The sequence below is a fragment of the Bacteroides sp. 41_26 genome, assembly GCF_949740115.1.
GTDB lineage: Bacteria > Bacteroidota > Bacteroidia > Bacteroidales > Bacteroidaceae > Bacteroides > Bacteroides nordii.
The window spans coordinates 170,137-190,002 of the sequence record NZ_CATJGZ010000054.1 but is presented as its reverse complement, the minus strand read 5'-3'; the positions used below and the strand labels follow the sequence as shown (position 1 = coordinate 190,002).

The following is a 19,866-nucleotide window of genomic DNA, read 5'->3' as shown; positions in this document are numbered from 1 at the left end:
TCCAAAAATACCGAGACATCATGAACAAGCCAGCCCTTCTTTATATAGCCTCTTACCTTTTTACAATACTATTATCCGGTTGTTCTTCCGAAAGTACTAAGACTCCGGTAGATTATGTAAACCCATACATGGGTAACATCAGTCATCTGTTAGTACCAACCTATCCGACCGTACATCTGCCCAATAGTATGTTAAGAGTATATCCTGAAAGAGCCAATTATACCTCCGAATTGATTAAAGGTCTGCCTATTGCCGTTACAAGTCATAGAGGAAGTTCCGTGTTCAACCTCAATCCATTTCAGGGGAATGAATCCGACGCCTGTTCTGAAGTCTATTACTCATACGATCAAGAAAAAATAACTCCTTACCGTTACACTGTTTTTCTTGATAAAAATAAAATCAACGTTGATTATGCACCCTCACACCGGTCAGCCATTTATACCATACAATTTGAAGAAAGCCGGAAAGAAGCTAATTTTATTTTATTGAATGTAGGCAACGGAAAGCTAACGTTCAATGAAGAAGGTCATATAGAAGGGTATCAGATAATTGATAATAGCCAAACCAAAATATACCTATATTTAGAGACAGAACAAAAGCCTCACTCTACCGGGTTCCTATCCGGCACATCCGTCTATTATGGAGCAAGCAGTATCAACGGTGAAAATAAATCTGCTGTTCTGAAATATAATAAAGAAACACAAACCATAAATATCAGATATGGAATTTCTTTTATTAGCAGCGAACAAGCTAAAAGCAATCTAAGAAAAGAAATCAGAACCTTTGATGTTAATCAGGTAGCCGAAAAAGGAAAGGATATCTGGAATAAGGCTTTAAGTAGTATCTCTGTAAAGGGAGGAAATGAAAACGATAAAATAGTTTTCTATACCTCCCTATACAGAGTATACGAGCGAATGATCAATATATCGGAAGAAGGAAAATATTACAGTGCATTCGACCATCAAATACATAACGATGAGGGAATTCCTTTCTATACGGACGATTGGATCTGGGATACTTATCGGGCTGCCCACCCATTACGTATTCTGATAGATCCGGAAGCGGAACAGGCAATGATTCACTCTTATCTCCGTATGGCCGAGCAATCCCCAGAATTCTGGTTACCTACATTTCCGGAAATCACAGGTGATAGCCACCGGATGAATGGAAATCATGGAGTAATCGTTCTCTGGGATGCATACATTAAAGGACTTACTAATTTTGACCTGGAAACTGCCTATAAAACCAGCAAAGGGGCATTAACCGAAAAGACCCTTCTACCTTGGCAAAAAGCACCTTACACAGAATTAGACACATTCTACAGGACCAAAGGATACTACCCGGCTTTACATCCGAACCAAGAAGAGACGGTAGCACAAGTTTCCCCTACTGAAAAGCGACAGGCAGTAGCCGTCACTTTAGGTACCTGCTATGACGATTGGTGCTTATCACAAATAGCGAAGAAATTAAATTTTGACGATGATTATAACTACTTCTTAAATGCTTCCTACAACTACCGGAATCTATTTAATGAAGAGACTTCTTTTTTCCATCCGAAGGACAAAGATGGTAATTTCATCATGCCGTTTGATTATCGGTATGCAGGAGGACAAGGAGGAAGAGAATATTATGATGAAAATAACGGATGGATTTATCGTTGGGATGTTGCTCATCGTATTTCCGACCTGATCACATTAATGGGAGGAAAAGAGCAGTTTATCCGCAATCTTGACGACTTATTCACAGAACCACTTGGAATGGAAAAATTTCTGTTTTATCATCAATTTCCGGATCATACAGGTAATGTTGGTCAATTTTCCATGGCAAATGAACCTTCGCTCCACATCCCTTATCTGTATAATTATGCCGGTAAGCCCTGGATGACCCAAAAGCGTATCAGACAGTTGCTCAAACAATGGTTCAGAAATGACTTGATGGGAATTCCCGGTGATGAAGACGGAGGAGGTTTATCAGCCTTTGTTGTATTCTCGTCTATGGGATTTTATCCGGTAACGCCGGGAATTCCTGTTTACAATATCGGAAGCCCGTTATTTCAGTCTATAAAAATAGATTTAAAAAATGGAAAGACTTTCGAAATAGAAGCTCTCAATAATTCTGAAGAAAACAAATATATTCAATCGGCTACTTTAAACGGTAAAAAGTGGAATAAGGCTTGGTTCAGCCATGACGAAATAAAAAATGGTGGAAAATTAATTCTTATAATGGGGAACAGAGCAAACCCGGAATGGGGGAGCTCTTCTGAGTCCGTTCCTCCTTCCGGCGAATAGGTTCCATTATGACTTTTTAATACCATTGCTGTTTTTTTAAGACATGGAATCAGGCCAGATCGTATAACTTTGTCCAATTAAGACAGAAAAACACCATGCAGAAAGTATTATATCTACTTACTTTATTACTCATTACCGTATATACATATGCCGATGTCTCTCCGGTCGTCATAAACAGGTTAACCAATAATGAAGGCTTATCTAACAGTTCGGTGAATGTAATCTACCAGGATTCCAACAATTTAATGTGGTTTGGGACATGGGATGGCTTGAATTTATATAATAGCCGTGAATTCAAAACCTTCAAACCCAACCCCAATGTTCCTGGCAATATTACTAATAATATAATCAGAGATATCATTGAAACAACCAAAGGTAAGCTATGGATCACTACAGATAACGGGATCAATCTATACACTCCGGAAGCTATGCGGTTTCAATCTTTCTTCTATGATAACAAAGAAAATACCATCTTTAAAGAACGCTCTTTTTTAATCTGTAAAAACAGCCACAATAAAGTTATAGCTTCAGTATACAACACTGGATTATATTATTTTGATGAAGAACTGTCGGATTTCATCCTTATAAGAAACTTAAAAGAAACCTCCTTGAAAAAGCTATTTTTTGATAAGGATGATAATTTATGGCTATTCACTGACAACAATTCATTATACAGAGTCAATCTAGACTGGAGTAAAAACAAGCCTGATATAAAAGATATAAAACCGGTCATCTTAAGCCAGTCATCCCATGATGTTTTTTACAATCTATACACAAATCAGATATGGGAACAAAATGAAAACAGACATATCAATATCTATGATATACCGACTGAAACAAAAATAACGGAAATACCTTTCTCTAAAGTCATCTCTTCTATTATTTTTGAAAAGACCGGCTATATCATCGGTACAGTCAATGGCTTATTTTCCATCCAGGCCCCAAACCATGAAATAACAACTCTTATAGAAGATATCCCTGTTTTTTCTATTTATAAGGGGACACAAGATATACTATGGGTGGGTACAGACGGACAAGGTGTTATTATGCTCACACCAAAGAATAATCGGTTCACATCCTATTCATTAAAGAATTCATCTATTTATGGACTCAGTCCGGTACGCTGTTTTTGGGAAAATCAAAACAAACAATTATTCATTGGTACCAAAGGCTCTGGCCTATATATCTTTCAAGATGATACTACCGAAAATCTTTTTGCACAATTTACGACCAATAATGGTCTGATCAACAACTCCGTCTATGCGTTAGCAGGAAAGGAAAATGACATATGCTGGATAGGAACAGATGGCAAAGGGCTAAATTATTGGGATTATAAAACAAAAAAATTGTATACTCTGAAAATGAATGAGAAACTTGATATCATTTCCGTTTACGCCATTTATATTCAGAATGATCATACATTATGGATAGGTACGAATGGATTCGGACTCTATAAATTAACTATAAACCGATCAAAAACTCCCTATGAGGTCACAGAATATAAACAATTCATCTATCAGGATCATAATAAGAAAGGGCTTAGTAACAATGTTATTTTCTCCATTATTCCTGATGATCATAACGGTTTATGGATTGGTACCCGGGGAGGAGGACTCAATTATCTGGACACACATACCTATACTTTTACCACCTATCGCTTTTCAGAAAAAGAAATGTCCTCCATCAGCAACAATGATATCATCACTTTATATAAAGATCCTGATCATCAGCTATGGATAGGAACCAGCCTCGGACTTAATCTCATGCAAAAAGACGAAAAGGGAACGATATCTTTCAAACATTACACCGAAAAAGATGGTATGCCCAATAATACGATACATGGCATACAAGCAGACAATGATGGTAATATATGGATCAGCACAAACAAAGGATTAGGCAAATTATCCAAAAATAACGATAAAATCATTTCTTACTATCAAAACGACGGACTACAAAACAACGAGTTTTCTGATGGTGCATCCTATAAGTCTTCCTACACTAACAACTTGTTTTTCGGCGGTATTAATGGATACAATAAATTTGATCCTCAAAGTATTCCTGAAGCCACTTTCTCTCCCCGGCTTAATTTCGATGATTTCCTTATTAATAATGAGAATGCTGACATCCGTAAATTTACTAAAAAGATCAATGGAAAAAAAATGATTGTGCTCAACCATACTGAAAATCTGATAGGGTTTAAATTTACTCCGATCGATTACATATCAGGTATGAAATGTGAAATAGAATATAAACTTGCACCTTATGAAAAGAACTGGATACAAATGGGGACTTCACAGCTAATTGTACTCAATAAATTACCATCGGACGACTACATATTAAAAATCAGATTTAACAATGCCAATAAAATCTGGTCAGAGGATATCTATGAAATCCCGATCCGTATACTTCCACCATGGTGGCTGAGTAAATGGGCTTATCTTTTCTATTTTCTTACATCCATCAGTATTCTATTTGTTATCTATTCAGTAGTTAAAAATAGAATCCAAATGAAACATACATTAGAATTAAGCAATTTGGAGAAGACTAAAACGGAAGAAATTCATCAAGCCAAACTTAGGTTCTTCACAAATATAGCACACGAATTCAGTAACTCGTTAACTTTGATTCTCGTTCCTTCGGAGCAATTACTAAAAATAAGAAATTTGGAACCGGAGGCTAAGAGATATGTTAGAACAATACACTCTAATGCCGGACGAATGCAAAAACTCATTCAGGAACTGATTGAATTTCGTAAAGCAGAAACTGGTTTTTTAGAGTTGCAAACTGAAATTGTTGATATACATGAATTTGTAAAATACATAACTGATTATTTCACAAATACCGCAGCACAAAAAAACATACAGTTTTCAATTCAGATACAAGATGATACCAACACATGGATCACTGATCGTAGTTGCTTTGAAAAGATCGTATTCAATATTATATCCAATGCTTTTAAATACACCCCAATAAATGGATATATCCATTTATCTATCAGTCAAATTAATGAACATCTTATTCTTCAAATCAAAAATAATGGGAAAGGAATTAAGAAAGAAGATATTCATCTCATATTCAACAGATTCAAGATACTTGATCAGTTTGAAAAACAAATGGCTCAAGGAGAAAACAGGAATGGAATTGGATTGGCACTCTGCAAAGCTTTAACTGATCTTTTGAAAGGTACAATTGAAGTGGAAAGTGAACTAAATGATTATACTCAATTCACCATATCTCTTCCGGCATTGGAACTCACAAACAAACAACCGGTCTCAATGCCTCCATTGGTAACAGAAGAACCGCCCATAAATACAGAGTATACAGACATTACAGAATTGACAGATACAGATACTAACAACATGTCTCAAACAGTAATCCTAATTGTAGAAGACGATAAAGAAATCAGTAGTTTATTATATGGCTTATTGAAACATAAATATAGCTTATTGTTTGCTTCTAATGGGAAAGAAGGCGTAGAAATGGTAGAAAAGAACAGTATCCATTTAATTATCAGTGACATCATAATGCCGGAAATGAATGGGATTGAATTTGTCAATCACTTAAAGAGTAAAAACACAACCGCCAACATACCAGTAATTTTTCTCTCCTCCAGAACCTCTATTGATAATCAAATTGAAGGATTACAAACCGGAGCAGATGCTTATGTAGGAAAACCTTTTAATTCAATGCTTCTTGAAACAACCATTGACCGTCTTCTCACAAGCCGCAGAAGCTTAAAAGATTTCTATGCTTCTCCTTTATCAGCTATTGAAAAAATTGAAGGAAAAACTGTTCATAAAGAAGAAAAAGAATTTATCCTGAAACTAACCAGGATTGTTTCTGAGAATATAGACAACGAAAATCTATCAATCGAAATGCTTTCCAATGAAATGGGAATCAGTAAAATAATGCTCTACCGTAAACTGAAAGAGATAAAAGAAGAAACCCCCACTGAATTCATCCGGAAAATAAGAATGAATCAGGTAGAGAAATTATTGAAGATGACCAACAAGACAATACAGGAAATAATGTTTGATTGTGGTTTTAATAATAAAGCGTACTTTTATCATGAGTTCAGCAAGCAATTTAATCTTACTCCTGGAGAATATAGAAAAAAACATGGTTCAAAAGCTATGAATGAATAAGCATCATACTCTTTTGTAATCCTACGATACCAGGTTTTCCGATAAGCGGCGTTTCTTTGTTTTGATTTTTAATTTTATCATAAAAAACATACTAAGAAATGAGAAAGACAGATTTAGCTTATCGCTCAGAACTGAATCCACTGATTAAACCACAGGATTTAGCCCCTATGATACCGGGTATGGAAATAGCTTGTATTTTCAACCCGGGAGTATTTAGATTTAATAACAAAACCTGCTTGTTACTACGTGTTGCCGAAAGGCCAATTCAAACAGACGGAGAAATATCCACTATCATCAGAAACTCCAACGGACAATTTGAAAAAATAACCTTCAGAAAAAGTGATCCGGACCTTGATGCTAAAGACCCGCGCGTAATACGTTATAAGGGCCAGGATTATCTCACCACATTGTCTTACCAACGATTATTATTCAGCGATGACAATATTCATTTCTATGAAGATATAAACTACCCTCCCATTTTTGGTGAAGGCCAACTGGAGAGTTTTGGAATCGAAGATTGCCGTGTATCATATATCGATGGTAAGTTCAATCTAACCTATTCTGCCATATCCCCGGTAGCCGTCGGTATCGGTTTAATGCAAACCACAGACTGGCAACATTTCGATCGTAAAGGTCTGATATTCCCTCCTCATAATAAAGATTGTGCTTTTTTTGAAGAAAAAATCAATGGCACACATTATGCCTTGCATCGTCCCAGTTGCCATGAATTAGGAGGAAATTATATTTGGATAGCGCAATCTCCCGACTTGGTTCATTGGGGGCAGCATAAATGTATTGCATTAACCCGCCCGGGTATGTGGGACGAAGCAAGAATTGGTGCCGGTGCATCCCCTATAAAGACTCCTGAAGGATGGTTGGTTATCTACCACGGAGCAACCTATGATAACAGATACTGTCTTGGTGCCATGCTGCTCGATCTAAACGATCCTTCTGTTGTTCTTTCACGTTCTATTCATCCAATCATGGAACCATTAGAGCCTTACGAGAAAACAGGTTTCTTCGGCGAAGTCATTTTCTCAAACGGACATTATTTGGAGAGAGATACCATACACCTTTACTACGGTGCCAGCGACGAGATCATTTGTTATGCCCGAATGTCAGTCACAGAAATCGTAAACAATCTCAAATGTAATTAATATGAATTTCAATAAAGCACGTACACTTTACTTTCACAATCTATTGATGGTATTTTACTTCTACCTATCCTCAGCCACCGTAACTGCTCAAGATACGGCCATCATGCGAGATGAGTGGTATCAAAGAAGTATAAAAAATACTTATACAACTGCACCGATACAAGAGATATTCAAAAGAGCTGAAGCAAACAAGAAGTTAACTGTTGGAGTAATAGGCGGATCGATAACTGCAGGAGCAAACGCATCCGATTTTCAGCAAACAGCCTATGCTCCTTTGGTTGTTCAATGGTTTCGTAAGAAGTTTCCTCAAACTGAAATACATTTTATGAATGCAGGAATAGGAGCTACTAACTCACTTTTTGGTGTACACAGAGCCGACGAAGATTTACTGTCATGCAAACCCGACATTGTTATTATAGAATTTAGTGTCAACGATCAAGGCGAGTCAAGAACAAAAGCCAGCTATGAAGGACTTATACGTAAGATTCTGAAATCAGAAAACAAACCTGCCATACTTGCATTAGGACTAATGGATATGCAAGGAAACTCATGGCAGAAATATCACTTAGAGGTCTGTAATCATTATCACATTCCGTATATCAGCTATCGTGATGCTTTATATCCTGAAATACAGAATGGTAATATGGTATGGAGTGAAATTTCCTCAGATGAAGTACACCCAAATGACAGGGGACATCAAATCATCAGTAATTTAATCACTCATTTTTTAGAGGAGATATTCAACGAGAAAACTCTACCGGTTCCACTTACCCTGAATAGATATGAACAAGCCTGTATATATCCGTTTACTCATATCGACAACCCGGATTGGGAACTGACCTCAAGAGGATGGCGCACTACTCATAAAGGTAAACCACTGAAATTTACAGTCAAAGCCTCCATAATCACAATTATGTTTGAGAAAACAATCAATTCTCAAAAAGCTGCAAATGTATATGTTACTCTTGATAATGGTAAACGGCAAAAGCTCAGTACATTCTTTAAAGATGGCTGGGGAAATTATATGTATCCGGAAATTATCTTGGACTCAGATAAGAGTGAAAGTCATATTATAAGTTTTGAATACGATGACAAAAGCGGTAAAGAATTCATTCTTCATAACATCCAAATCGTTCCATAGATAAAATTAAAATCCCACTTCAGGATTTTAATCTGATAGTGGGATTCTCTTTTTATGATTGCTAATTACTCCTCGTACATCTTATCTATCATCTCTTTGTAGTTTTTGGCTACCACCGGACGTTTTAGTTTCAATGTATTTGTCAACTCACCCTTTTCCATACTGAACGGTTCGGGCAAGAGTGTAAAGCGTTTTATCTGTTCATAATTAGCAAATTGTTGCTGCAAGGTATCAATACGGGCACGGAACAATCCTACAATCTTAGGATGCTGCAACAATTCTTCCATATCCTTATATTCAATACCTTTCTCTTTGGCGTAGTCTTTCACAAAGCCATATACCGGAACAATCAACGCAGATACAAACTTACGCTGATCGGCAATAATAGCAATCTGATCGATATAACGGTCAATGACCAATTTCGTTTCAAGAGCTTGCGGAGCAATGTACTTACCATTGGATGTCTTGAACAAATCTTTGATACGCTCCGTCAGGTACAGTTGCCCGTTCTTAAAGTATCCGGCGTCACCCGTATGGAACCAACCATCAGCATCAATGGTAGCTGCGGTAGCCTCCGCCTTCTTATAATATCCTTTAGTGATAGTCTTTCCACGCAACAGAATCTCATTATCTTCTCCTATCTTCACTTCTACATCCGGCATCACCTGGCCTACCGAACCAATATCATAACCTGTTTTGGAAGTACAAGAGACGGTAGCCGTAGATTCTGTCAATCCATAACCTACCAGCATATCAATACCCACAGAATGAACGAACTCACAAATTTCATCGGGTACCGCTGCACCGGCAGTCGGAAAGAAATTACCATTTTCAATACCAATCGTTTTCTTCAGCAATGAATAAATTGTTTTCTCGTAAAACTTATATTTCAAATGAAGCATTAACGGCGGAGTCTTTCCCTGACGTACATAGTCAATATTGTGTATTCTGCCAACACGGATAGCATCCATCATCAATGTTTTTTTGATACCTGTCGTCTCGGCAATCTTTTCTTGTACACCCGCATACACCTTCTCCCAAAAACGGGGAACGCTACACATCAATGTGGGGCGGATCTCCTTAATTGTCATCTGAATATCGGCAGGACGAAGGTTAACACAAATCTGTACCCCCTTATAGATGCAAAGATAACTCCATGCTTTCTCAAACACATGAGTCAACGGCAGAAAGTTCATAGAAATGTCTTCATCCGTCATGTCCACCAGGCGAATATCATGAATCCGGAAAGCTTCAAGGAAACAAGAGTGATGCAGCATTACACCTTTCGGCTCGCCCGTTGTACCGGAAGTATAGAGAATATTAGCCAAGTCATCTTCTGATGCACGTGAAGTTCGCTCTTCCACCACCTCATTATGGGGTAATCCTTCACCCATTGCCAAAAACTCATCAAAATAAATAGACGACACATCACGGGGATCTTTCACCACATCACGGTCGAAAATAATAATCTGCTGTAACGACGGACAGAAGCCAAATATGCTAAAGGCAGCATCATACTGAAACTGTTCGCCCACAAACAAGAAACGTATCTGTGCATCATTAATAATGTATTGCGCCTGTGCCGGAGAACTGGTGGCGTAAAGCGGAACAGTCACTGCACGGTTAGCAAATGCTGCAAAATCCACATAAAGACATTCGGGCTTGTTTTGCGAAAAAATACCGATATTTTCTTCTTCCTCTACACCAAGTGCAACAAGAGAATTTGCGGCTTGTTTTACGGTTTTTGAAAACTGATTCCAGGAAATAGGAATCCATTGTGCAGTCTGGTAATCACGGTATCGAAGAGCTGTCTTATCGCCATACTTTTGGGCTTGGCGATGAACTAAGACAGATAAATGATGTTCAATCATATCTATTTGTTGTTAGTAAATATAGGGCAAAGATATTAGTTTTATTTGAAACTATCGCCTTTTTCAATAATTATCAGTAAGTTTGCACCATGAAATATGACGTATCTTATCTGACAACGGAGGCCGTAAGCCTGCTTAAGTCGCTTATAGCCATCCCCTCAATCAGCCGTGAAGAAACTCAGGCTGCTGACTATCTGCAAAATTACATTGAAGCAGAAGGCATGACTACCGGACGTAAGGGCAACAACGTTTGGTGTCTTAGCCCGATGTTTGATTTAAAGAAACCCACTATTCTGCTCAACTCGCACATTGATACCGTAAAGCCCGTAAACGGCTGGCGCAAAGATCCTTTCACTCCGAGAGAAGAAAACGGAAAGCTCTACGGACTAGGTAGCAATGATGCCGGTGCCAGTGTAGTAACGTTATTACAGGTGTTCCTGCAACTATGTAGAACAGAGCAATCATACAATCTTATTTACCTTGCCTCCTGCGAAGAAGAGGTATCCGGTAAGGAAGGGATCGAGAGTGTTTTGAAAGGTCTTCCTCCCATTTCGTTTGCTATTGTGGGCGAACCCACCGAAATGCAACCTGCCATCGCCGAAAAAGGTCTTATGGTACTGGATGTCACTGCCACCGGAAAAGCAGGCCATGCGGCCCGCAACGAAGGTGACAATGCTATTTACAAAGTACTGGATGACATTGCCTGGTTTCGCGACTACCGTTTCAAGAAGGAGTCTCCTTTGTTAGGTCCGGTCAAGATGAGTGTTACAGTGATCAATGCCGGCACACAGCACAATGTGATTCCGGACCGCTGTACATTTGTAGTAGATGTGCGAAGCAATGAGTTATACTCTAACGAAGAACTGTTTGCTGAAATACAAAAGCATATTAGCTGTAAGGCTGAAGCACGTTCCTTCCGTCTGAACTCCTCACGTATCGAAGAGAAACATCCTTTTGTTCAAAAGGCCATCAAATTGGGGCGTTCACCTTTTGGTTCCCCTACTCTTTCAGATCAGGCACTGATGCCGTTTCCATCTGTTAAAATAGGGCCGGGACGTTCATCCCGTTCACATACAGCAGACGAATATGTGATGTTAAAGGAGATGGAAGAGGCAATAGGGCTATATCTGGAATTGCTGGATGGATTAAGTCTTTAAATATCAGTTAGATTTGGATAAAGATATACTCTTTATATATGCAAATGATATTTACTTGAGGTGTTTTTCATTCTTTAATTCTAATGAAAAATGAATAAAGGAAGAGAAAAGGTTGCGTATCCAAAAACTTATTACGTATTTTGCGTTACACAAAATGTGTAACGTAAAACATGTAATTATGATGAAACCGAATAATCCCTTTTTAGTTTACGGCTATCATAGCCCGGCATACTTTTGCGACAGAGAGACTGAAACTCAAAAGATCATAACGGCTTTGAACAATGAGCGAAACCTTACCCTCATTGCTCCCCGACGCATGGGTAAAACCGGTCTTATCAAAAATGTGTTTCACAATATGGCAGAGCAGGAAAAAAAAATATTCTGCTTTTATATGGACATCTACTCTACCCGTGACTTAAAAGCATTCGTCCAATTATTGGCAAAGACAGTGCTGGGAGAGTTGGATACATTGTCACAGAGTGCACTCAGAAAGCTGATGTCTTTCTTTAAAAGTTGCCGCCCGGTAATCAGTGCAGATGAGAGGACCGGAACACCAACCGTAACACTCGATTTTCTACCGGAACAATCAGAGCAAACATTAAAAGAGATATTCGACTATATAAAAGACTCCGGGAAACGTTGTTATCTTGCCATTGATGAGTTTCAGCAGATAACAGAATATCCGGAAAAGGGAGTAGAAGCACTGTTACGATCTTACATTCAGTTTATACCTAATGTACATTTCATTTTTTCCGGTAGTAAGAAGCATGTTATGGAGGAAATGTTCACTTCGGGCAAGCGACCTTTCTACCAAAGTACTCAAATGATGGTCCTGAAAGAGATTCCGGAAGAAACTTATTATCAGTTTGCTTCGAGATTCTTCGAAAAAGCAGAAAGAGAACTCCCGAAAGAGATATTTTCTTACATTTATGATCTGGAAGACGGACATACCTGGTATATACAAACAATTCTGAACAGGCTCTACGAAACAAGCTATAAAACTATTAATAAGGAGAGGGTAGACCAAACTGTGAGTAATATTCTGGAAGAGCAAGAATCAGTATATCAAAATAATCTGGTATTACTAACCAACAATCAAGTAAATCTGTTGAAAGCCGTTGCCATGGAGGGCTGTGCGCAAAGTGTCAATTCAAGCGAATTTATTAAGAAATACAACCTGAAAGCACCCAGTAGCGTAAATGTAGCCTTGAAATCGTTACTCAACAAAGAATTGTTGTATAAGACCTCAAAAGGCTACATCGTTTACGACCGCTTTATGGGTAAATGGCTGAAGAGCGAGATTATCTGATCGCTATTTATCTACTGAGAATTTAAAGATACAATGACTATTGTATTTCTCGCCGGGACGTAGTACTGCCGAAGGCCATTCGGGTTTATTCGGAGTATCCGGATACTTCTGTGTTTCAAGACAAACGGAAGCACGTTGATTGTATACAATCCCTTTCTTACCTTTCACTGTCCCATCCAGGAAGTTACCAGCATAAACCTGTATACCGGGCTCGTTAGTATAAACATCCAGGATGATACCCGTCTTTGGAGATTGAAGGGTAGCACACTTGCGGGTAATATCCCCTTTTGTATTCAATACCCAGTTATGATCATAACCGTTTCCATTCTTTAACTGCACAAAATCAAAGTTGTTGATCCGGGTCCCTACGGCAACCGGCGAACGAAAATCCATCGGAGTATCTTCTACCGGAACAATCTCGCCGGAGGTCATAAAGGTACTATCCACCGGGGTATAGTAATCGGCATCAATCGTAAGCAAATGTTCCGCATTGCTGCCAGCATCTCCATCCAGATTGAAATAAGAATGGTTGGTCATGTTAACGATAGTAGGCTTATCCGTTTCTGCCTCGTAGCGAATATCAATGGCATTATCATCCGTCAATGTCATCAGCACCTTGCAGGTAATATTACCGGGAAATCCTTCTTCACCATCTTTGGCAAGATAGGTCAGCTCAAGCTCCTGCGGACCAATCTGCCGGGCATCATATACTTGGTACTGGAATCCCTTTGGACCGCCATGCAAGCAATGTCCGTAGTTGTTGCGAGGCAGAATATATTCCACACTATCCAACATGAATCGTCCCTGATTGATACGATTGGCATAACGCCCGATAGAAGCTCCGAAGTCCGAAGGTATCGTAATATAATCCTGTATCGAATCAAACCCAAGAACTACATCCCGCATAATTCCCTCTTTATCGGGTACCATAACAGAAACAATACGTCCGCCGAAATTCGTCACACATACTTCCATGTTGTTAGCATTGCGAAGTACATACAAATCAGTCTTTTTACCATCCACTTCGGTTTGGAAATTGCTCTGCAATAAACCGGATCCGGTTGTTTTCTCATTAGTGGCACAACCTGCCAACAAAAGGGCACAAAGTGTCCACACTGAAATTTTCTTCATCATTCTTCCTTAATTATTCTATACTGTTTAATAGGTCTGTTTTCCCCTCATTCACAAGTTTAAGAATCAACTCTCCAAAAAGAGTATTCTGCCAGGCAAACCAGGCACGGGTAAAGTTCTTCGGATCATCCTTATGAAATGATTCGTGCATAAAACCTGTACCCGCATCAGTATTCATCAACATCTTGATACAACTCTTTATTTCTGCATCATTCTTACTTGTGAAAGCTTTCATCATAATACTCATCGGCCATATCATATCGTAACCAATATGAGGGCCACCTATACCCTCACCTGCCTTACCTTTAAAGAAATAAGGATTATCCTCACTCCACACAAAACGACGGGTATTTTGATAAACAGGATCATTCACATTAACATCTCCCAGATAAGGCATAGCTATCAGGCTGGGTACATTGGCATCGTCCATCAACAGATGATTACCAAATCCATCTACTTCAAAGGCATATATCTTACCATATTTAGGGTGCTTATAGACTGCATATTTCTTTAGAGCTGCTTCCACTTCGTTGGCAAGATCTTTGCATTCTTTTGCCAATTCCGGCTTCTTATTGACCGTTTGCAATATCTCGGCTGCCTTACGAAGCGAAGATACAGCAAAGAAATTGGAAGGTACAAGGAATTGCAGTGTGGTAGCATCATCAGAGGGACGGAAGGCAGAAGCAATCAGTCCTACCGGCTTCACCGGATTTCCCAGCCCGTTATTGGTCATCGTATCTAATGCACGATTCGTTTTACGTTCAAACTTGTAAGGACCAACTCCATCTTTACGTTGCTGTTCTTTGAAAGTGCGCAGGATGTTGGTGATAGCCTGTATCCACTCTTCATCGAAAATACTGGCATCACCCGTTACCTGCCAATAGTGATAAGCCAAACGTAAAGGATAACACAATGAATCTATTTCCCATTTACGTTCGTGTAATTCAGGTTTCATATCAGTAAGGTCACTCATCCAGCGTCCACCTACGGGACCATCATTAAAAGCATTGGCATAAGGATCCATCATAATACACTTGAACTGGCGGTTGATGACACCGGCAAGCATACGTTTCAACTCAGGATCGGAGTTGGCAAGCTGTACGTAAGGCCATACTTGTGCACCGGAATCGCGCAACCACATGGCATGAATATCACCTGTATAAACAAAGGTGTCGGGTTTACCATCTTCGCCTTCACGAAAATGTACAGTAGTATCGAGCGTATTCGGAAAGCAGTTGGTAAACATCCAGGCAAGCCGGGCATTTTTCAGAAGTTTCTGTAAACGGATAATTTCATTTTCTACTGCCTGAGAACGGAAAAGACGTTCAGCCGGTTTAGGACGGTTGTCTTTCTGAATAGCGTCTGTTGCACAGACATGTTCAGACAAATTGTTTCCGGATGCAAATGCAAAAGCCGGAGAGGCCAAAAGTAAAGTAGCTGTAACCGTGCAGCTGCCAATCAGTTTCATCGAGTGTTTTAGTGTCATAATCTGTAATTAAAGTTAGTTATTTATTCAATCCTGTAAAACAGAAAAGTAATGACTATGGCATTTCATAGCAATACGTATCTTTTATATATTACAAAGAAAGGCCTTTTCGGGCAAATACAAAAGCGCTTAGATGGTAAATACGTAGCAAAAAAGTATCCTATTCTGCCAAAAGAGTAACAAGAAATGCCATTGGGCAATATCTGCGATTTATTGAATGATTTATTTCATACATTTGTCTTCGTTTTCTTGCATATTTGTATAACGAAACCTATAAAGAAAAACATGAATACCGTCACAAGACTTACACAATTTTTCATCGGTGCATTGATTTTGGCAGGCACACTAATATCATGCGTATCCAAAGAAACGCGACAAGAAGAAATCTCCATGAAGGACCGGCCGGACTATACACAGACAAATGTGAATTATATCGGAAACCGTTCTCCATTGAAATCCTCAAACTTTATAAAGCTTCCGGTAGGAAGTATTCAACCGGAGGGATGGGTAAAGAAGTATCTGGAATTACAGAAAAACGGTCTGACCGGACATTTAGGAGAAATCAGTGCCTGGCTGGGTAAAGTAAATAATGCCTGGCTCACCAATGGAGGCGATCATGGTTGGGAGGAGGTCCCCTATTGGCTGAAAGGATATGGCAACCTGGCCTATATCCTGAAAGATCAAAAAATGATTGATGAAACCCGGATATGGATCGAGGGAGCCTTTGACAGCCAACAAGCCAGTGGATTCTTCGGCCCGGCAAACACAAAGAACGGCAAGCCGGAACTTTGGGCACAGATGATAATGCTCTGGTGTTTACAATCTTATTACGAATATACACAGGACGAAAGGGTGATCAGCCTCATGACTAATTACTTTAAATGGCAACTGGCTTTGCCGGATGATCAGTTTCTGGAAGATTACTGGGAAAACAGTAGAGGAGGAGATAACTTATTGAGTGTCTACTGGCTATATAACCGTACCGGAGAGAGCTTCCTGCTGGAACTTGCTGAAAAAATTCATAGAAATACGGCTGACTGGACACGTCCATCCACCTTACCAAACTGGCATAATGTAAATATCGCACAATGTTTTCGCGAACCGGCAAGCTACTACGTATTAAGTGGTGACTCCGCCTTTTTACAAGCCTCTTACAATGCGCACAATCTGATTCGCCGTACTTTCGGACAAGTTCCGGGAGGTATGTTCGGAGCCGATGAAAACGCACGCATGGGCTATATCGATCCCCGGCAAGGAGTAGAAACTTGTGGAATGGTAGAGCAAATGGCTTCTGATGAAATAATGCTTTGCATCACAGGTGACCCTTTCTGGGCTGAACATTGTGAAGAAGTGGCTTTCAACACATACCCGGCCGCTGTAATGCCTGATTTTAAGGCATTACGATATCTCACTTGTCCGAATCATACAGTCAGTGATGCCCAAAATCATCATCCGGGTATTGATAATAGCGGACCTTTTCTTGCCATGAACCCATTCAGCAGCCGTTGCTGTCAGCACAATCATGCACAAGGCTGGCCTTACTACAGTGAATATCTTGTATTGGCAACCCCTGATAACGGTGCCGCCATTGGGTTGTATGCAGCTTGTAAAGCAACTCTAAAAGTGGCCAATGGCCAGGAAATAACGATCGATGAACAAACAAACTATCCGTTTGGAGAAGAGATTGATTTTACTGTCAATACGTCAAAAGATACTAAATTCCCACTCTATCTGCGCATACCTTCATGGAGTAATCAAGCAGAAGTTGCGATTAATGGAAAGAAAGTAAATATTGATCCGACTCCGGGGAAATATGTATGTATCAACCGCATTTGGAAAGACGGAGACAAAGTAAACCTAAAGCTACCGATGCAACTCGCAATACGTACCTGGCAGGCAAATAAGAACAGCGTCAGTGTAAATTATGGTCCTCTTACCCTATCACTGAAAATAGATGAAGAGTATGTTAAGAAAGACAGCCGCGCTACCGCAATATACGACTCCCGCTGGCAGGAAGGGGCAGATTCGGAGAAATGGCCTTCCTATGAAATATTCTCGAAAAGTCCGTGGAACTACGCACTGGTGCTTGATTCTAAAGATCCTTTGAAGAACTTCAAAGTCATACATAAAGAATGGCCGTCGGATGACTTTCCGTTTACAACCGCCAGTGTCCCACTGGAAGTAAAAGCAACCGGCCGTCAAGTACCTTCCTGGACATTAGACAAATACGGACTTTGTGGTGTACTGCCTGAGATAGATGCTCCTAAAGCCGCCAAAGAAGAGATAACACTTATACCAATGGGCGCTGCCCGGTTAAGAATCTCTGCTTTCCCAAACCTAAAAGAGTAAAACCCTAATAAACTAACAAAAAGACCATGAACAAACTTTGGATAGCAGCATTGCTGCTTCTTATGAACACTTGCGGTGGATTTAGTAATAATACGCCACGTCCGGAGTATCCTCGTCCGCAATTTGAACGAACTGAATGGATTAATCTGAACGGAACCTGGACTTTCCAGTTCGACTTCGGTAACTCCGGCAAAGACCGCCAATTACAACAATCCGAAAGATTTGCACAGAACATTACAGTCCCTTTCTGTCCCGAAAGCAAACTATCCGGCGTGGAACATACGGACTTTATCAATCAAATGTGGTATCAGAAGCAAATCTCCGTCCCCGCAAACTGGGATGGAAAGAAAATATTCCTCAACTTCGGTGCTGTAGATTATCAGGCTGAAATATTTATCGATGGCCAGTTCATCGGGCGGCACTTTGGTGGAAGCTCTTCGTTCAGTATAGATCTGACCCGTTTCGTAAAACCCGGACAAAACCACAATCTGGTTGTATTCGTGAAAGACGATCAACGCTCGGGGTTACAGACAATAGGTAAACAATGCAATAATTTTCAGTCCGGTGGATGTTCCTATACCCGTGTCACCGGAATCTGGCAGACAGTATGGCTGGAAGCCGTAGCTCCGGCAGGATTGAAAACAGCAGTTATCCGACCGGATATTGACCAAAAGCAACTCATCATAGAACCAGAATTCTACAACGAGTCCAATGGAACCCTGGAGGTGACCCTTATGGACGGACAAAAGGCAGTAGGCAAAAAGACAGTAACCTGTGCCAATAGTGCTACTATCGTTCTACCCATAAAAAACATGAAGTTATGGACTCCTGAAACCCCTTATTTATATGATATTATTTATCGTGTTAAGGACGTACAAGGCAATCTCATCGATGAAGTAAAGTCTTATGCAGGCATGCGCAAAGTACATACTGCCAACGGACTTTTTTACCTAAACAATGAACCTTACTACCAACGCCTTGTACTCGATCAGGGATATTACCCTGAAGGAATATGGACTGCACCGACAGATGAAGCACTAAAACATGACATCCAACTGGGAAAAGAAGCCGGTTTCAACGGTGCGCGCTTACATCAGAAGGTTTTTGAAGAAAGATATTTCTACTGGGCAGACAAGTTAGGTTACATCACCTGGGGAGAATCGGCAAGTTGGGGTGCGGACGTGAACAATGAACTGGCTGTACGCAATTTTATCGGCGAATGGAGTGAAGTAGTTGTACGCGACCGTAATCACCCGTCACTGGTTACGTGGACTCCTTTTAACGAGACCTGGGGTGGTGGTCCCGATACGTATGTACGATTGATTCAGGATATATATCACATCACAAAAGCCATTGACCCTACCCGTCCGGTAAACGATGCCAGTGGTGACAATCATGTACTGACAGATATCTGGAGCGTGCATAACTATACACAAGAGAAAGAGAAACTGATTGAGGAACTGAAAATAATAGAGGGTCAAGAACCTTATCGTAATGCACGGGACAAAAAATACCTGGCTGTATATGAAGGACAACCCTATATGCTGGATGAATTTGGCGGTATTGGCTGGATGGCAGCCAAGGACCGCAACAATTCATGGGGCTACGGTGGAATGCCTGCCGATGAAGAGGCCTTCTACGAGCGTCTTGAAGGACAGATCGATGCCTTGATTGCTTCAAAACATGTATGCGGTTTCTGCTATACACAGCTGACAGACGTGGAACAGGAGAAGAATGGCGTTTACTACTACGACCGTCGCCCCAAAATGGATATGAAACGCATCAAAGCTATTTTTGAGAAAATACCCAGCAGACCTGCTAAATAAGACAAA

Annotated in this window: 11 protein-coding genes; 8 read left to right on the top strand and 3 right to left on the bottom strand. The window is 40.0% G+C overall.

The window, feature by feature from the left end:
• Positions 1–20 precede the first annotated feature (20 nt).
• From QX565_RS04875 to QX565_RS04860, 4 genes are all read left to right on the top strand, one after another.
• Complete coding sequence (locus QX565_RS04875; protein WP_221650734.1) at positions 21–2,288, top strand: GH92 family glycosyl hydrolase; 2,268 nt, start codon at positions 21–23, stop codon at positions 2,286–2,288.
• A gap of 95 nt (positions 2,289–2,383) precedes the next feature.
• On the top strand, positions 2,384–6,433 hold the full coding sequence (locus QX565_RS04870) for a hybrid sensor histidine kinase/response regulator transcription factor (RefSeq protein WP_289291604.1): 4,050 nt from the start codon (positions 2,384–2,386) through the stop codon (positions 6,431–6,433).
• A 98-nt stretch (positions 6,434–6,531) separates the two neighbouring features.
• Positions 6,532–7,590 (top strand): glycoside hydrolase family 130 protein, encoded by a 1,059-nt coding sequence (locus QX565_RS04865; RefSeq protein WP_221650736.1) that lies wholly within the window; start codon positions 6,532–6,534, stop codon positions 7,588–7,590.
• Position 7,591: 1 nt separating this feature from the next.
• On the top strand, positions 7,592–8,731 hold the full coding sequence (locus tag QX565_RS04860) for an SGNH/GDSL hydrolase family protein (RefSeq protein WP_289291602.1): 1,140 nt from the start codon (positions 7,592–7,594) through the stop codon (positions 8,729–8,731).
• A gap of 65 nt (positions 8,732–8,796) precedes the next feature.
• On the opposite strand, the gene QX565_RS04855 is transcribed toward QX565_RS04860, so the two are convergent.
• Positions 8,797–10,602 carry an AMP-dependent synthetase/ligase gene (locus tag QX565_RS04855; RefSeq protein WP_289291600.1) on the bottom strand — a complete coding sequence of 602 codons (1,806 nt, stop codon included), beginning with the start codon at positions 10,600–10,602 and terminating at the stop codon, positions 8,797–8,799.
• A gap of 89 nt (positions 10,603–10,691) precedes the next feature.
• Between QX565_RS04855 and QX565_RS04850 the strand changes: the two genes are divergently transcribed.
• Positions 10,692–11,759 (top strand): M20 family metallo-hydrolase, encoded by a 1,068-nt coding sequence (locus tag QX565_RS04850; protein ID WP_289291599.1) that lies wholly within the window; start codon positions 10,692–10,694, stop codon positions 11,757–11,759.
• 181 nt (positions 11,760–11,940) lie between these two features.
• Complete coding sequence (locus QX565_RS04845; protein ID WP_289291623.1) at positions 11,941–13,068, top strand: AAA family ATPase; 1,128 nt, start codon at positions 11,941–11,943, stop codon at positions 13,066–13,068.
• Positions 13,069–13,071: 3 nt separating this feature from the next.
• Here QX565_RS04845 and QX565_RS04840 read toward each other — a convergent pair whose 3' ends face one another.
• Both QX565_RS04840 and QX565_RS04835 read right to left on the bottom strand, forming a co-directional pair.
• Positions 13,072–14,199 (bottom strand): aldose epimerase family protein, encoded by a 1,128-nt coding sequence (locus QX565_RS04840; RefSeq protein WP_289291621.1) that lies wholly within the window; start codon positions 14,197–14,199, stop codon positions 13,072–13,074.
• 13 nt (positions 14,200–14,212) lie between these two features.
• Entirely contained in the window at positions 14,213–15,685 is a 1,473-nt protein-coding gene (locus QX565_RS04835) for a glycoside hydrolase family 125 protein (protein WP_221650740.1), read from the bottom strand.
• Between the two features lie 285 nt (positions 15,686–15,970).
• Between QX565_RS04835 and QX565_RS04830 the strand changes: the two genes are divergently transcribed.
• Complete coding sequence (locus QX565_RS04830) at positions 15,971–18,034, top strand: beta-L-arabinofuranosidase domain-containing protein (RefSeq protein ID WP_289291598.1); 2,064 nt, start codon at positions 15,971–15,973, stop codon at positions 18,032–18,034.
• A 26-nt stretch (positions 18,035–18,060) separates the two neighbouring features.
• Entirely contained in the window at positions 18,061–19,860 is a 1,800-nt protein-coding gene (locus QX565_RS04825) for a glycoside hydrolase family 2 protein (protein WP_289291597.1), read from the top strand.
• The last annotated feature ends 6 nt before the right edge of the window (positions 19,861–19,866 follow it).

Bases quoted from the DNA above. Each gene is read 5' to 3' on its own strand.
- QX565_RS04845 (WP_289291623.1), top strand. From the start codon at position 11,941: ATGAAACCGAATAATCCCTTTTTAGTTTACGGCTATCATAGCCCGGCA.
- QX565_RS04825 (WP_289291597.1), top strand. From the start codon at position 18,061: ATGAACAAACTTTGGATAGCAGCATTGCTGCTTCTTATGAACACTTGC.
- QX565_RS04860 (WP_289291602.1), top strand. From the start codon at position 7,592: ATGAATTTCAATAAAGCACGTACACTTTACTTTCACAATCTATTGATG.
- QX565_RS04850 (WP_289291599.1), top strand. From the start codon at position 10,692: ATGAAATATGACGTATCTTATCTGACAACGGAGGCCGTAAGCCTGCTT.
- QX565_RS04875 (WP_221650734.1), top strand. From the start codon at position 21: ATGAACAAGCCAGCCCTTCTTTATATAGCCTCTTACCTTTTTACAATA.
- QX565_RS04865 (WP_221650736.1), top strand. From the start codon at position 6,532: ATGAGAAAGACAGATTTAGCTTATCGCTCAGAACTGAATCCACTGATT.
- QX565_RS04840 (WP_289291621.1), bottom strand. From the start codon at position 14,199: ATGAAGAAAATTTCAGTGTGGACACTTTGTGCCCTTTTGTTGGCAGGT.
- QX565_RS04870 (WP_289291604.1), top strand. From the start codon at position 2,384: ATGCAGAAAGTATTATATCTACTTACTTTATTACTCATTACCGTATAT.
- QX565_RS04835 (WP_221650740.1), bottom strand. From the start codon at position 15,685: ATGACACTAAAACACTCGATGAAACTGATTGGCAGCTGCACGGTTACA.
- QX565_RS04855 (WP_289291600.1), bottom strand. From the start codon at position 10,602: ATGATTGAACATCATTTATCTGTCTTAGTTCATCGCCAAGCCCAAAAG.
- QX565_RS04830 (WP_289291598.1), top strand. From the start codon at position 15,971: ATGAATACCGTCACAAGACTTACACAATTTTTCATCGGTGCATTGATT.